The organism is Arthrospiribacter ruber (assembly GCF_019343195.1).
Classification (GTDB): domain Bacteria; phylum Bacteroidota; class Bacteroidia; order Cytophagales; family Cyclobacteriaceae; genus Arthrospiribacter; species Arthrospiribacter ruber.
On sequence record NZ_RPHB01000014.1, the window covers coordinates 1 to 15,170 of the forward strand.

Below are 15,170 nucleotides of genomic sequence, written 5' to 3' on the forward strand. Positions count from 1 at the left end.
GTACTTTGTACCTGTTACAGCAAGACATGGCGGCCTCGCGCAGGGGTTCCACCTCTTCCCATCCCGAACAGAGAAGTTAAGCCCTGCAGCGCCGATGGTACTGGGGTTACACCCGGGAGAGTAGGTCGCCGCCTCATTATTTATAGAGCCTTTCAGGAAACTGGGGGGCTTTTTTGTGTTTTAGGGGATGGGGGTTAATAGTACCAAGTATGAAGGATGAAGGATGAAGGATGAAGGAGCAGGTTTTGGGGTTTGGAGTACCGGGGGAAGGGTTGGATGCCCTGAACAGGATTGTTTTTGCCCACATCTTCCTGTCCAGGTCCGGTGTGGCGGATAAGCTCCACCATGACGGACAGGCCCTGCAGCGCCGATGGTACTGGTACGCCGCGGCGCACGGGAGAGTAGAGCCTGTCCCGAATGTCGGGATCGCCGCCCCATTATTATAGAGCCTTTCAGGAAACTGGGAGGCTTTTTTGTGTTTTAGGGGATGGGGGGTAATAGTCCCAAGTACCAAGTATGAAGGAGGAAGGAGGAAGGAGCAGGTTTTGGGGTTTGGAGTACCGGGGGAAGGGTTGGATGCCTTGATCAGGACTGTTTTTGGTCCACCTCTTACCTTCCCGGTCCGCCGCAGCGGGAAAGAAGTGCGAAGTACCAAGTAGTGACTATCAAGGTTTTTTGGTACTTAAGGAAGAAGTAGCTTCGGTACCGTAAAAGTGTCATGGCCTCCTTTGCTGGTAACCTCTCGATTGTGAACCACAGATCACACAGATGTACACAGATAAAGCTTCGCTTTTGATAAGGTTTGCTGTGTTGGCTTTTAGAAATATCCATTTAGTTTCAGCCAATATCTATTAGTATCTATCTAATATCCATTGAATATCCTGAATAAGGGTTTTTATATTGAAGAGGGTAATACTTGATCCGCTTAGCGGAATCTTTTTAATTGTAAAAATATACCTCCCCTAATACTGGGTAGTGATCGGATGGGTATTTTTTTCCATAATTATCTGTCAAAATCCCATGCCTGATTACTGAGATTCCTGAACTCACAAATATATGGTCTATGATATCTTGCGATAAATTGTTCCAATCAAAAGCTTTGAAAGTTCCTTGATTTCCGAATGATGGTAGTTTGGAAATCTTTCTTGAATCTGAAAAAAACCTGTGATTCTCAATTTGTTTGTAAGCTGGGTTTTCTTCATTCATATTGAAATCTCCCAAAAAAATCACAGGTGCTGAGTTTGTATTAATGGAGCTTATTTTTTTATCGTTATAAAAAATAGCACTGAACTCCCCCTCTTCTCCGCCATGATTCCGTCCAACTCCCAAATATGGGTAATTCAAAGCTGATTTCATTTCTTCCAATTGATGAAAGAAACCTTCCTGTGTGCCGATTATATCCATTTGGTGGAATAATATCTGATTGATCAAATGAGGTGCCCTGCCTTTCCATAAGTTGCCTTCATCATTAGGGCTGTCAAACCTTATATTGTAAATAGCCACATTCAATGACTGTGCTATCAATAAATTTGAGCTCATTGCCGAATTGAGTATAATGAGGGCTAAACTTTGAAATATGAAGGAAAAGCTGATTTTCATACAAGTAAATTTTAATGAAGTCATTAATTTAGAGAATTCGAAACAAGTCATGAAGCCATTTATAAAAGTGAGATAAAAATTATGAAATCTATAAACCCAAAAGATATAAGTACAGGAGAATTACATGGCTACTTACTGGGAGCAATCGCCCCAAGGCCGATTGCATTTGCAAGCACAATAGACAAAGAAGGTAATGTCAATCTCAGCCCTTTTAGTTTTTTCAATGTCTTTGGTTCCAATCCTCCTGTTCTTATATTTTCCCCGGCCCGTAGGGTAAGAGATAATACTACCAAGCATTCATTGGAGAATGTGAAAGAGGTCAAAGAGGTGGTGATAAATATGGTCAATTACAGTATGGTAGAGCAAATGTCCCTAGCCAGTACTGAATATGATAAAGGGGTCAATGAGTTTGTAAAGGCTGGATTGACAGAGGTGGGCTCAACGCTGGTGAAGCCTCCAAGAGTGGCAGAATCACCTGTAGCATTTGAGTGTAAGGTACTCCAAATCTTACCTGTTGGGGAAGAAGGGGGAGCGGCCAACCTGATTATATGTGAGGTGGTCATGGTCCATGTGAAAGAAGATGTTTTGGATCATGATGGGAAAATAAGCCCATTCAAACTTGATTCGGTAGCCCGTATGGGTGGCGATTGGTATTGTAGAGCCAATGGGAATGCACTTTTTGAAATCCCTAAACCAATTAGGAATAAGGGAATCGGAGTGGATACCATTCCAACAGAAATAAGAAATAGCGCAGTGCTGACTGGAAATAATCTGGGGAGGTTGGGAAATGTAGAAAAGCTTCCCTCAGGAGATGATATTGAAGCGTATTCTCATAATCCTGTCATTCAGGAATACAAGGTCCGTTTTCAAAATGATCCGGAAAGCTATATTTTTCATCTTCATGAATTTGCCAAAGAAAAACTTGAATCGGGAAATATAGAAGAGGCTTGGAAAATACTACTACAAAAATAGAGAAAGGGGAAATTCCCATTTCTCTATTTTTCAGATCTTTTTTAAAATTGTCTTATTTTATATTCATATCATAAGGCATACGGAGCATTAGCCCTTCCATTCTTTTTAATTTTTCCAATTCACTTGCATAAGGAGCTAAAGGACCCAATTGCTTGATTTTTGCACGGGTATGCACTTCATTGGTAAACTGACTGAAGAATCTTTCAAACCAAGGCTTCACCTGAGGATAGTACACGGCTCTGTAATCATCTTCTATATCAGCTTTAGAAGCAGCGACTTTAATGGCATCTTCAAGATTGCCCAAGATGTCAACTAAACCATTTTCCAGGGCTTGATTTCCAGACCATACTCTTCCGGATGCCACTGCTTTGATTTCATCTGCGGATCGGTTTCTTCCCGTAGCTACCCTATCAATGAAAAGCTCATATCCATCATCCACGTATCCTTGGAAGATACTTCTTTCTGTATCGGATAAGCTCCTTGTAGGACTTAAAAAATCGGATAGTTCCCCAGTTTTTGCTACATCAGTAGTGATGCCCAGTTTGTTTTTAAGGAGTCCCTCTGCATTGAACCACAAAGCAAAAATACCTATGGAACCTGTAATCGTATTGGGTTGTGCTACTATAGTATCTGCTGCTGCAGCCATGTAGTATCCGCCAGAGGCAGCAACATCTCCCATGGAAGCGATAACGGGTTTCTCTTTTTTAGCCCGGTCAATTTCCCTCCATAATACTTCCGAAGCTAGGGCGGACCCTCCAGGTGAGTTGATTCTAAGGACTATTGCCTTTATGTCTTTATTTTTCCTTGCTTTATTTATTTCTTTTGCAAACTTCTCTGAGCCTATCATGCCGTCCATTTCACCGCTCACAATTTCTCCTTCAGCTACTATGACAGCGATGCGGTTTTTGGATGATTTCCCTTTTGACTGGGAAACCTTGTTGATTTTAGTGACATTGATGGTTGGTATTTTATCGTCCTCTTCTAAGCCAAGTTTTTGTCTGATAAGATCCAATACCTGATCTTCATAAAATAACCCGTCAATCATATTGAGCTCTACCGCATCAGCTACCTTCCTGATCAGCATTTTAGAATTGATATCTCTGACAGTCTCAGGGTCGACACCTCTACTCTGGGCTACTTCGTTTATAGCTAGATTATTTAGATCCTTTAAGAAAGATTCAGTCTGCAGCCTGTTTTCTTCGCTCATCTCCTCCAGTAAAAACGGTTCAACAGCACTTTTAAAATCACCCACTCGGAAAACTTCCGGTTTGATTTCAAGCTTTTTAAATAGACCTGTGAAAAAGATAATTTCAGATGCAAAGCCGTTGTATTCCAGTAAACCGGCAGGGTTTAAGTAAACCTCGTCCGAGACACTACTGAGGTAATACCCGTTTTCACTATAGAATTCACCATAACTGAGGATGAATTTTCCGGATTCTTTGAATTCCAACAGTTTGTCCCTTAGCTCTTTCATATTGGCCTGACCGGCTGTGAAAGTTCCTGCTTTAAGGTAAATGCCTTTGACATTATCATTTTCTTTGGCAATTTCTATTGCTCTTTTTAAGCTGGTGAGTCCAACTGTGGGTACACCTCCAAAAAGGCTTAGGCTAGAAAATGAAGGATCATCATCATTGGTCCTTTCCACCATGACCCTGCCTTCAAGATCCAATACCAAGACGGTGTTTTCCTTTACTTTCACCTCGTCTTCGGAAGATGAAATGATGGCAATAAGTCCTGCGAAAAGAAAAAAGCTGATGACTGAAAAAACCAATAGGCCGACAATGACAGCCAATACATTTCCAAGAAATCTCATAGTAAGTCAGTTTTATTTCCCCTAAAATTACCGCTTTTTTAGTTAAGTTTAACTTTTTACAAGATACTTATGGGAAAACTTGTTGTAATCATTGGAGGAAATATAGGGGATAGGCTCATGTATATGCGAAAAGCAAGCCAACTTCTGGAAAACAGGATCGGAAAAGTGAAAGCAACTTCCTCTATTTATGAAACGGCTGCTTGGGGCGGGAATTCGGAGGGTGACTACCTGAACCAGGTTTTGCTTATAGAAAGTGAAGATAGTGCCTCAGTTATTTTGGAGAAGATTTGGGAAATTGAAGCCCTATGCGATAGGAAAAGGGACACCAAATGGGGAAATAGGACAATGGACATTGATATACTCTACTTTGGTAATGAAGTGATAGATACTCCAAATCTTCAGATCCCACACCCGCAAATTGCAAATAGGAAGTTTGTATTGGAACCCCTTTCAGAAATAATGCCTGACTTTATCCATCCTGTTCTCAAAAAGACACAAACCGAACTATTGGCGAAGTGTAAGGATCAGTCCTGGGTCAAAAAATACAAAAGCCCGGAGTGAAACCCGGGCTTGTTTATCTTTAAACGCTTGCCGTTTCGGCTTCTTTATGGATCTTTTTAACTAGGCCCTGTAATACTTTTCCCGGCCCGCACTCCAAAAAGATGCTTGCACCATCTTTTACCATATTTTGCACAGATTGGGTCCATTTAACAGGTGCGGTCAGCTGGGCAATAAGGTTCTTTTTGATTTCTTCTACATCGCTCACAGCCGTAGTACTGACATTTTGATAAACCGGACAGATTGGGTTATTGAAAGTGGTTTCTTTGATTGCTTTTTCCAATTTTTCCCTGGCAGGCTCCATAAGAGGGGAGTGAAATGCCCCCCCTACCGGTAATGGAAGGGCCCTCTTTGCTCCGGCTTCTTTCATTTTTTCACAGGCGATCTGAATGCCCTCATTTGACCCGGAAATTACCAGTTGACCCGGACAATTGTAATTGGCAGGTACTACTGTTTCATTTTGTATAGATGCACAGATTTCTTCTACTTTTTCATCCTCAAGACCTAGAATAGCAGCCATCCCTGAAGGATTGATTTCGCATGCTTCCTGCATGGCAAGCGCTCTTTGATAAACCAACTTGAGCCCATCTTCAAAAGACAAGGTTCTGTTGGCTACCAAGGCCGAAAACTCTCCAAGGGAATGTCCCGCAACCATATCCGGTTGAAAATCTGCTGTGGTTTTGGCAAGAATTACGGAATGTAAAAAAATTGCAGGTTGAGTAACTTTTGTTTGCTTAAGTTCTTCATCTGAACCGCTGAACATGATGTCAGAAATTCTAAAACCTAGAATTTCATTTGCCCTTTCAAAAAGAATTTTAGCATCTTCATTCGTTTCATATAATTCTTTGCCCATGCCTGAAAACTGAGCACCCTGTCCGGGAAAAATGTATGCTTTCGTCATTTTGTTGTTTTTTGAGTTCCAGGGCAAATATAAGAATAAAATAAAAGTGCAGGAGACTACCTCTTCCTTGGTATAAAGTCTATACCCCTAAATCATAGATTTCGCGGATTTCATTTAGGATTTTCTCAAAATTTATTTCCAGATCCTTTAGTTGGCCAGTTGCCATATCAAAAACCCATCCGTGTACCTGCATCCCCCTTTTCCTTACGGCTTTTTGTACTACAGCTGTTTTTAAGAGGTTGATGCATTGTTCCTGAACATTGAGCTCCACAAGTCTATTATTGCGCACGGTTTCATCTTCTATGGCATTTAATTCCTTTTTGTGTAGCCTGTAGACATCCCTGATATTTCTCAACCAAGAGTTCAGCAGTCCTAAATCAGCAGCTTCCATAGCTGACTTGACACCACCGCAAAAATAGTGGCCACATACGACCACATGGTTTACTTTTAGATGCTCTACTGCATATTCCAGTACAGACATGACATTGAGGTCTATGCTGATTACCATGTTGGCAATATTCCTATGAACAAAAACTTCACCTGGGTGAACTCCCATCAAATCCTCAGCTGACACTCTGGAATCTGAGCAACCTATGTAAAGAATGTCAGGACTCTGTCCTTTTGCTAAGTTTGTGAAATAATCAGGATTATTGTCTAATCTTTTAGTGATCCAGTCTTTATTATTTCTAAAAACACTCTCCAAGTCCATTGTAAATCTTGTTAGTAAAAATTAATAGTTAAAATCAACGGCCTTCAAGAAATTTGGCTCTTTCTTCGTCTGATGGGAAACGACAGGTTTCTCTTTTGCCAAACCATTTGTAGCGGTTTTTGGCTATCCAATCATAAATAGGATCCCTGATAAATGAAGGAATAACGATTAATGCGTAGGCTAGGGGCCATAATCCACTCAGATTTCTTGAAATCTCCAAGGCAGCCCGGCTTTTATAATAAATTTTATCCTTACGTATCAATATGATAGAGTCCAAGTAATCCTCTTTTACATCAAATTCTTCCAGTATTTCCTTTGACGTTTCATCCTGAAGTGCTCCAAATTTGAACTTATCTTTTTTATCTCTAACAATGATAAAGTCTACAGCGTCATTGCAAAGGTTGCAGACTCCGTCAAACATCACTATGTCATACTTTTCCTGAATACTCATCGGATGACCTGGATTGTGCCTTTCAGCTTCTTCTGCTGGAGTGCAGGATCCAAGGCATCAAACATGACTGTGGCACTGTAGAAATAAGTACCGGCAGGAAGATCATTGCCATTCATGTCGCGACCATCCCACCTGATAAAGATATCGTTCTCACTTGCTGTAAGGCTATTATAATTGAATACTTCTACTCCCCACCTGTTGACTATGAAGATTTCTACACCTGTTACGAACCTAGGGCATTTGGAAAATGGTGCGTCAAACGCCATGAAGGTTTCATTGATACCATCTCCATTTGGCGTGAAAGCATTGGGTAAGTCATAATTGGGGCAATTATCCACACAAACGACATTGCTTGGGTCACTCTCGTTTCCAGACCTGTCAACTGCTGTAATGTAATAACACCCTCGGAATGTAGGGAGGTTGGTGATGGTAGCCTGAAGATCAAAAGGCGAATAAGTTCCGACCAAATTGAAAACTCCATCTTCTCCATCAGGAGTGAAATACAACCTAAAACTACTTAGTTCATCATCACAGTCACCTGAGAAATCAGGTTCCCAGCTCAGTCTATGTTCAAAATTATTGAATCCGCAGATTTTATCCGAAAGAAATTCTGTACAGTCCGGTCCTTCAAATGTCAGTACAGGTGGGCAGGGAAGCCTGTCGTCATCAGGTCTTGCACAGACTATTTGGGATTTATTTTCAAGTGGATATTCCAATTGATCTATGTTGTATGCACCTTTGGTAATGACATAGTAGCAATATTCAATGTCCCTTTGCAATGGCACGCCATTATGGCTACCGTCATCAAAGTAAGTAAACCCGGCGGAAGTCACATCCACTTCAGCTATTAGTTCGAAGGTGTCTTCATCTTGAGCGTCAGCATCCGTTCTGTTTCTGTACACTTCATGGGTGAATTCTTGTATGGCATTGTTCCATGGCACATTGAAATCCCAATTGAGTTCAATGGCTTCATTGATAATTGTTGGTGAAAGCCTAACCGAAGAAGCTGAACTGGAGCTGTCAATGGTAGTATTGTTTTCCCGTAAGATTACTTTATAGTTGTATACCAGGTTTTCAGTATTCAGACCAACATCTGTAAATGAGGTATCAGATGTCGTAATCACAGATACCCTGTTTTGATTCCCTGTGAAGCCGGTATTCCGGAGAAGTTCATAAGTAAATGGACCTGGGAACTGTTCCCGGTCAATATCATAAGGTGGGGTCCATCGGATGAAAATTTCCCCATCTTCTGTATCCGTGGCTTCCACACTTACATTGGTGATGAGTGGTACATCTACATCTACAGTAATACATATTTCTTCAGAGACAATACTTTCGCCCAGTCTTGGCGTAGGGAAGGCAGCTACCAACCTGTAACAATAAGTGTTTCCAGGTGCGAGTCCTTCTCCATTGTTATCGTCTACAAATTCGAATATGTTCATGTTGGTGGTGCCTACAAGCTCATAACCTGCCCGAATTCCTGTCTCGCAGGAATCAGGTTCATAAGGGTCTGAGTTGAGCCTACGCCAAACCTGCATGGTTTCGGCACTGTTAGCACAGGAATAAGGATCCCATTCCAGCTTGGCTGAGCGGCCTTGTTGCTGCTCAATATTATCGATGACAGGAGGAGGTCCCACTACTTTAATTCTCCAAGTCCTTATATCTACTAAAGCTGGTCCCGAACTTGGCTGGTCAGTGATCCTCACCCTTACTTCATAATCCCTTTCTCTAACATGGTTACAGACGGTCTGCCACTCGAAATTAACAATACCAGGACTTGGCTGAAAAGAACTTAAAGGATTATAGGAAGCTGGAGAAGTATTTATTTCAAACGGTTCTCCAAATAACTCAATTCTTATAGGGTTTCCATCGGGGTCTGATCCTTGTATGATTTCCTCTATTTTGGTACCCGCGACTACACAGAGGTCCGGAGGAAGTTCCAATTCTGGGCGCTGATTATTGGTGTTTTCAATAATGATCTGCATGTCCCTGATCACATATCCGATCAAACGGTATTCTCCTCCTATCCGCCGCCATTCTTGCACCTGCAATGCAATGTTATATTGACCGGCAAGACCAGGGGCATCCCATACTAAGTCGCCTGTGATGGGATCCATAGAAATAAAGGGGTTACCTGAACCATCTTCCCGGTTAAAAGAAAACTCGCCTGAAGCAGGGCTTCTGTAATTGTTTACAAATCTCTGAAATCCCTGTTTGGGTCTTACGGTAATTTCATCGAAAAAATAAGCTAGGCTATCTCCGTCGGGGTCAAATGCACCTGGATTATGGATATATCTCACATTTACTCCTCCATTATCTACAGGTGGAATGGTCAGGACCGGTGAATTGTTGATTCCGATAAACGGATCAATGGTAATCATGGTCTCTACATAAAATGGTGTATCCACCGAATTGTCCATGTTGAGGGTATTCGCATTTCTGTTGAATTCCCTAAACCAAATGGTGTATTGACCGGGACCTTGATAAGTATGGGTAATGACAAAAGTTGTCTTTTCAATATTATTGCCCAGTTGTTCTACGGTCTGAAAATCATTTTCAGTATTTAGTCTCGTTTCTCTTCCATCACCAAAATTGATGTCTCCAGGCCCCAATACCACAGTGGACCGGGTGTCAGTATAACCAATTACTGTAATTCTGTACGTTAGTGCTGTTGTGCTGACCCTTTCAGCAATTATTTCTCCTGCGCGTATATGGGTAGCTTGGGAGTGATGAATGGCTAAGCCAAACATGCAACAGAAAATTAAAAGTATGTATTTGATTTTCATAGATACCAGACTTTACCGTACAAGATATACGAATTTAACTTATTCAGGACTAAATTATTTTTTTAATCAAACAATAATTTTAAACACTTGGTTAAGATTGCACTCGAAATAAATGATTTATAGTGATAAAGCGTTCTATTTAGAACGGTTTAAAATAAGTTCAATCGTTTGTGTTCAGATTGTTTGCTAAGCTTTCCAAATGTAAATTTGGCCCCTAAGTTTAATAAACCAAAAATCAACGAACACTTAAGAAAAAGTATATGAGTTGGGTAACTAAAACCTTGAATAGCACCCTGGGCAAGAAACTCTTGATGGCCCTCACCGGATTGTTTCTGATATTATTTTTGGTAGTACACTTGGCTGGAAACCTTCAGCTGTTGCTGCCTGATGAAGGTGAATCTTTTAACATTTATGCGCAGACCATGGCCAACAATCCGATCATCAGGGTTGTTTCTATTGGTAACTTTGCTTTTATCCTTATTCACGTGATCTGGTCAATTTTGCTCACAAGGGCTAACAAAAAGGCCCGTCCTGTTAATTATGCAGTAAGTAAAGCCGGTACCAATAGTACTTGGGCTTCCAGAAATATGGGGATTCTAGGAACAGTGATATTGTTGTTCTTGATAATCCACTTGAGAGGGTTTTGGTACGAGTTCAAGTTTGGGGAAATTCCCACAGCGGTGTATGATGGAGTGACATACAAAAATGTATTTCTAATCATTGCAGAAGCATATTCCAACATTGCTTATGTGGCAGTGTACGTGGTAGCAATGGCCTTTCTGGCTTTTCACCTTTCCCATGGATTTGCAAGTGCATTCCAGACACTGGGACTTAACCATGTCAAATATTCTCCTTTGATCCAAAAAGTCGGTATCGGCTTCGCGATAATTGTTCCAGCACTGTTTGCCCTTATTCCTATTGTGATGTACATCCAATCGCTTTAAGGTAATTGTAAATGTTTATGGAAATTAAAATTTCAGTCAGATGATATTAGATTCAAAAATACCTGATGGCCCATTGGCCGAAAAATGGACCAAACATAAATTCAACATCAAGCTGGTCAATCCGGCCAACAAAAGAAAATACGATGTCATTGTAGTGGGAACTGGCTTGGCCGGTGCTTCTGCGGCAGCTTCATTAGCCGAACTGGGCTACAACGTAAAAGCTTTTTGCTTCCAGGATAGTCCAAGAAGGGCGCACAGTATTGCCGCCCAAGGAGGTATAAACGCCGCCAAAAATTATCAAAACGACGGAGATTCTGTATTCAGGCTTTTCTATGATACTATCAAAGGAGGAGACTACAGAGCAAGGGAAGCAAATGTGTACAGGTTGGCAGAGGTGTCGGTAAGTATTATCGATCAGTGTGTTGCTCAGGGTGTACCTTTTGCAAGAGAGTATGGAGGATTGCTTGCTAACCGTTCTTTCGGTGGTGCTCAGGTTTCCCGTACTTTTTACGCCAGGGGTCAGACCGGTCAGCAGTTGCTATTAGGGGCATATTCCGCATTGAGCCGTCAGGTTGCAAATGGAAAGGTAAAGTTGTACCCAAGAACAGAAATGATGGATGTGGTGACCGTTGATGGAAAAGCCAGAGGTATCATTACCAGGAATCTGATTACCGGAGCGATAGAATCCCATTCTGCACATGCAGTACTTTTGTGTACAGGAGGATATGGGAACGTGTTTTTCCTTTCTACTAATGCGATGGGTTCCAATGTGACTGCAGCATGGAGAGCACATAAAAAAGGGGCATTGATGGCAAATCCATGCTATACCCAAATTCACCCAACATGTATTCCTGTATCGGGAGATCATCAGTCCAAGTTGACATTGATGTCCGAATCTTTGAGAAATGATGGTAGGGTATGGGTGCCGGCTACTGTTGAGATTGCCGAAAAACTAAGAAAGGGACAGATCAGTCCAAACGATATCAAGGAGGAAGACAGAGACTATTATCTGGAAAGAAAATATCCATCTTTTGGTAACCTTGTCCCTAGGGATGTGGCTTCCAGGAATGCCAAATATGTGTGCGATGAAGGTAGAGGCGTAAATGAGACAGGTGAAGCAGTGTTTTTGGATTTCCGTGATGCGATTATCAGAGATGGAGAGGATACTATCCGTGCGAAATACGGCAACCTCTTTGATATGTATCAACAAATTACTGGGGACAATCCATACAAATTGCCTATGATGATTTATCCCGCGGTGCACTACACAATGGGCGGGTTATGGGTAGATTACAACTTGATGACCAACATCCCAGGGCTGTACGCTTTAGGTGAGGCTAACTTCTCCGATCATGGTGCGAACAGATTAGGAGCGTCTGCTCTGATGCAAGGTCTTGCGGATGGTTATTTTGTGATTCCATATACCATTGGAGATTATTTGGCACAATCCGGATATGATAAAGTAGGTGCAGATCATCCTGAATTTAAAAAATCTGAAAAAGAAGTCCAAGATAGGGTTCAGAAGCTTTTGAGTATAAAGGGTAAGAAAACCGTAGATCACTTCCATAAGCGTTTGGGTAAGATCATGTGGGATTACTGTGGTATGGCGAGAACTGCTGAGGGTCTGACCAAAGCTAAGGCCATGATCAAAGATCTGAAAAAGGAATTCTGGACGGACGTCAATGTATTGGGAGATAATGAAGAACTCAATCAGTCATTGGAAAAGGCACATAGAGTGGCGGATTTCATTGAATTGGGAGAATTGATGGTAGATGATGCCCTGCACAGAAATGAGTCCTGCGGAGGTCACTTCAGAGAAGAATATCAAACTCCGGAAGGAGAGGCTTTGAGGGATGATGAAAACTTCGCCTATGTGGCAGCATGGAAGTATTTGGGAGAAGGTCAGGAAGAAGAGTTGGTTAAAGAGCCGTTGGTGTTTGAAAACGTGAAGTTGACCCAAAGAAGTTATAAGTAATTCTAAAGCATTAAAACTCGTAAGAGCCATGAATTTAACATTGAAAATCTGGAGACAGAAAAATAAATCTGACAAAGGCGGATTTAAAGATTATAAAGTAAGTGACGTATCCAAAGACATGTCCTTTCTGGAGATGTTGGATGTATTAAATGAGCAGCTTTCGGAAAAAGGTGAAGATCCTGTTCACTTCGACCATGACTGTAGAGAAGGCATTTGCGGGATGTGTTCCCTTTATATTAACGGGAAGCCACACGGTCCTTTGCAGACCACTACCTGTCAGCTACACATGAGGTCTTTTAATGATGGTGAAACCATTACGATTGAGCCTTGGAGAGCTACTGCATTTCCAGTAATGAAAGATCTGGTTGTAGACCGTTCATCTTTTGACAGGATCATGCAAGCAGGAGGATATGTTTCTGTCAATACCGGTGGAGTACCTGATGCCAATGAGATTCCCATTCCGAAAAGAATCGCTGATGAAGCATTTGATGCGGCTACCTGTATAGGTTGTGGGGCTTGTGTAGCAGCCTGTAAAAATGCCTCAGCCATGCTTTTCACTTCTGCTAAAATTTCACAGCTGGCACTTTTGCCTCAAGGTCAGGTGGAAAGGAAAGAAAGAGCTGAAAGGATGATTGCACAGATGGATGCGGAGGGCTTCGGCGCATGTACCAATACAGGTGCCTGCTCGATAGAGTGTCCAAAAGGTATCAGTCTTACCAATATTGCCAGGATGAACAGGGAGTATTTCTCTGCGGTAGTAAGTTCAGAGAATGTTTGATATTGAGTTTATTTGAAATTGAAAGCCGGCTAGTCCGGCTTTTATTTTTTAAGAATTTTAAAATTTCTAATCTTAGTTTAAGATGAAGGTATTTGTCTCAAATGATATTTTTTAAATAAAAATTTGACTTTATTTTTTTTTTTTAGCTTAGCTATGCTAGCAAGAATCAGTTGTGAGTTTGGTATTTCTCTCAAGGAGAAGTTTTTAGAAAATATGTTTTAAACTAAAAAAAATCCTGAAATGAAAAAAAGAAATTTATTAATTGGATTGTTTACACTACTCTTTGGAGTTGGTGTTTATGCGGGTTGCCCAGTGGTAGATTGCGGTGCAGATTGTGGTTCGGGTAGTGTTTGTTCCATTACACAATATGTAAACGGGCAGCAATGTTCTTGGACAATTTGTTATGGTGTAGGACCTTCTGACAATTATTAATGAAGGAATGAAATTTAACTTTGCGAGGGGAATTATTGAAATTTCCCTCGCCTTAAATCCTGAATGTAATTGATTTTAAAATATGGGAAGGTGTTTTTTTATATTGGTTGTATTTTTGATGTATTGTGATTCTAAATTAGAGTTGCAATCTGTTGATTTTAAATTTTCTTATGATTCCTTTTCAATACAAAAGTCATTAGTAGGAAAGAAACTTGATTTAGGTACAATTTATTCCCCTGTTGATATTTTTTTTGATGATTCACTTCTTTTTGTGTCATCTATTGGTCAAAATTTTAATGTAACTGTTTTTGACACGCATGATGATTATTCAAAGCTAGCTCATATTTTTAAAAATGGTGCTGGCCCTTCTGAGACATATTCAGTTGCTAAGATGGATTTTTTAAAGGATGGATCGGTATGGGTTCATGATATTATGGCTACTTCTATGAAGCGTTTCAACTTTTCTTCGATTATGGACTCAGTTTTTGTTGAGGAATTGGAAAGTGCTTTTTTTATGAATCCAATACTTTCTGCAGTTTATGTAAATGATAGTATTTTTTATACCACTACTCAAGGTGTTTTTCCACATTCTAGATTTTATGTTTACTCAAAGGATGGAGATGAAATGAGATCTCATGGAAGCTATCCAAATTTTGGTTTGGAAATTCCCCCCACGGTAGAAGTGGATGTATTTTGGGCAAAATCAATGGTACACCCTTCTAGAGAAAAATTTATTTTGGCATATGAGTATTTAGACTTAGTGGAATTATTTTCAAGGGATGGAAATCTCATAAAGCGCATACATGGGCCATTGCAATTTTTACCAAGTTTTGATATTGGAGAAAGAGGAGGGACTCCATATATGAAGCGTGTTTATGAAAAAACCCGACATGCTTACAAGTCATTGGCAGTCAATGAAGAAGAAATATTTTTGTTATTTGCTAATGGAAGAACAAACAAGCCTGGAGATAAGGAAGCTTCCATTCACTATTTTCATGTAGTAGTTTTAAATTGGAATGGCGACCCTATAAGATTTTATGAACTGGACCATGCTGTAGCCTCTATTACGGTTGATTGGAACAACAAGATACTGTATGGCTTGGATAGAATAGAATCAGAAATTTATGCATTCCAATTTTAAAGTTTATTTTTACTTTTTAAACATCGGATAAATTAGACAGTTTCTCGTTTTTAGACCAATTTAAATATTTGTATCTTTGAAAATTACTATAATTTAGAAATTTTATTTGAT

General features: G+C 40.5%; 14 protein-coding genes and 1 rRNA gene. 8 read left to right on the top strand and 7 right to left on the bottom strand.

Annotation, left to right across the window (positions count from 1 at the left end; genetic code table 11):
- Positions 1 to 25 precede the first annotated feature (25 nt).
- A 5S ribosomal RNA gene (gene rrf, locus EGN73_RS21375) occupies positions 26 to 137 on the top strand.
- A 57-nt stretch (positions 138 to 194) separates the two neighbouring features.
- Here the strand turns inward: rrf and EGN73_RS21380 are convergent.
- Positions 195 to 347 carry a hypothetical protein gene (locus tag EGN73_RS21380; RefSeq protein ID WP_219294069.1) on the bottom strand — a complete coding sequence of 51 codons (153 nt, stop codon included), beginning with the start codon at positions 345 to 347 and terminating at the stop codon, positions 195 to 197.
- Positions 348 to 473: 126 nt separating this feature from the next.
- Here EGN73_RS21380 and EGN73_RS21385 point away from each other — a divergent pair, with 126 nt between their 5' ends.
- Positions 474 to 659, top strand: a complete 186-nt coding sequence (locus tag EGN73_RS21385; RefSeq protein WP_219294071.1) for a hypothetical protein — start codon at positions 474 to 476, stop codon at positions 657 to 659.
- Positions 660 to 939: 280 nt separating this feature from the next.
- Here the strand turns inward: EGN73_RS21385 and EGN73_RS21390 are convergent, their stop codons facing one another.
- The gene (locus EGN73_RS21390) at positions 940 to 1,599 is read right to left on the bottom strand and encodes an endonuclease/exonuclease/phosphatase family protein (protein ID WP_219294073.1); all 660 of its coding nucleotides are present in this window, start codon (positions 1,597 to 1,599) and stop codon (positions 940 to 942) included.
- An 81-nt stretch (positions 1,600 to 1,680) separates the two neighbouring features.
- Between EGN73_RS21390 and EGN73_RS21395 the strand changes: the two genes are divergently transcribed.
- The gene (locus EGN73_RS21395) at positions 1,681 to 2,571 is read left to right on the top strand and encodes a flavin reductase family protein (protein ID WP_219294075.1); all 891 of its coding nucleotides are present in this window, start codon (positions 1,681 to 1,683) and stop codon (positions 2,569 to 2,571) included.
- A gap of 52 nt (positions 2,572 to 2,623) precedes the next feature.
- Here the strand turns inward: EGN73_RS21395 and sppA are convergent, their stop codons facing one another.
- Positions 2,624 to 4,384: a signal peptide peptidase SppA gene (gene sppA / locus EGN73_RS21400; protein WP_219294077.1), complete on the bottom strand. Its 1,761-nt coding sequence runs from the start codon at positions 4,382 to 4,384 to the stop codon at positions 2,624 to 2,626.
- A 69-nt stretch (positions 4,385 to 4,453) separates the two neighbouring features.
- On the opposite strand from sppA, the gene folK reads away from it, so the two are divergent.
- Positions 4,454 to 4,945 carry a 2-amino-4-hydroxy-6-hydroxymethyldihydropteridine diphosphokinase gene (gene folK, locus EGN73_RS21405; RefSeq protein ID WP_219294079.1) on the top strand — a complete coding sequence of 164 codons (492 nt, stop codon included), beginning with the start codon at positions 4,454 to 4,456 and terminating at the stop codon, positions 4,943 to 4,945.
- A gap of 19 nt (positions 4,946 to 4,964) precedes the next feature.
- Here the strand turns inward: folK and fabD are convergent, their stop codons facing one another.
- The 4 genes from fabD to EGN73_RS21425 form a co-directional block, all read right to left on the bottom strand.
- Positions 4,965 to 5,843, bottom strand: coding sequence for an ACP S-malonyltransferase (gene fabD / locus EGN73_RS21410; RefSeq protein WP_219294081.1), 879 nt, complete (start codon positions 5,841 to 5,843; stop codon positions 4,965 to 4,967).
- A gap of 79 nt (positions 5,844 to 5,922) precedes the next feature.
- Entirely contained in the window at positions 5,923 to 6,552 is a 630-nt protein-coding gene (locus EGN73_RS21415; RefSeq protein WP_219294083.1) for a carbonic anhydrase, read from the bottom strand.
- A gap of 34 nt (positions 6,553 to 6,586) precedes the next feature.
- The gene (locus EGN73_RS21420; protein ID WP_219294086.1) at positions 6,587 to 7,003 is read right to left on the bottom strand and encodes a thiol-disulfide oxidoreductase DCC family protein; all 417 of its coding nucleotides are present in this window, start codon (positions 7,001 to 7,003) and stop codon (positions 6,587 to 6,589) included.
- Entirely contained in the window at positions 7,000 to 9,789 is a 2,790-nt protein-coding gene (locus EGN73_RS21425; RefSeq protein WP_219294088.1) for a T9SS type B sorting domain-containing protein, read from the bottom strand. Before EGN73_RS21425 ends, EGN73_RS21420 begins: the two co-directional genes overlap by 4 nt.
- A gap of 260 nt (positions 9,790 to 10,049) precedes the next feature.
- Between EGN73_RS21425 and EGN73_RS21430 the strand changes: the two genes are divergently transcribed.
- From EGN73_RS21430 to EGN73_RS21445, 4 genes are all read left to right on the top strand, one after another.
- Positions 10,050 to 10,733, top strand: a complete 684-nt coding sequence (locus EGN73_RS21430; protein WP_219294089.1) for a succinate dehydrogenase cytochrome b subunit — start codon at positions 10,050 to 10,052, stop codon at positions 10,731 to 10,733.
- A 40-nt stretch (positions 10,734 to 10,773) separates the two neighbouring features.
- Positions 10,774 to 12,708, top strand: coding sequence for a fumarate reductase/succinate dehydrogenase flavoprotein subunit (locus tag EGN73_RS21435; RefSeq protein WP_219294091.1), 1,935 nt, complete (start codon positions 10,774 to 10,776; stop codon positions 12,706 to 12,708).
- Between the two features lie 28 nt (positions 12,709 to 12,736).
- Complete coding sequence (locus tag EGN73_RS21440; protein WP_219294092.1) at positions 12,737 to 13,486, top strand: succinate dehydrogenase/fumarate reductase iron-sulfur subunit; 750 nt, start codon at positions 12,737 to 12,739, stop codon at positions 13,484 to 13,486.
- Positions 13,487 to 14,000: 514 nt separating this feature from the next.
- Positions 14,001 to 15,059: a BF3164 family lipoprotein gene (locus EGN73_RS21445; protein WP_219294093.1), complete on the top strand. Its 1,059-nt coding sequence runs from the start codon at positions 14,001 to 14,003 to the stop codon at positions 15,057 to 15,059.
- Positions 15,060 to 15,170 lie beyond the last annotated feature (111 nt).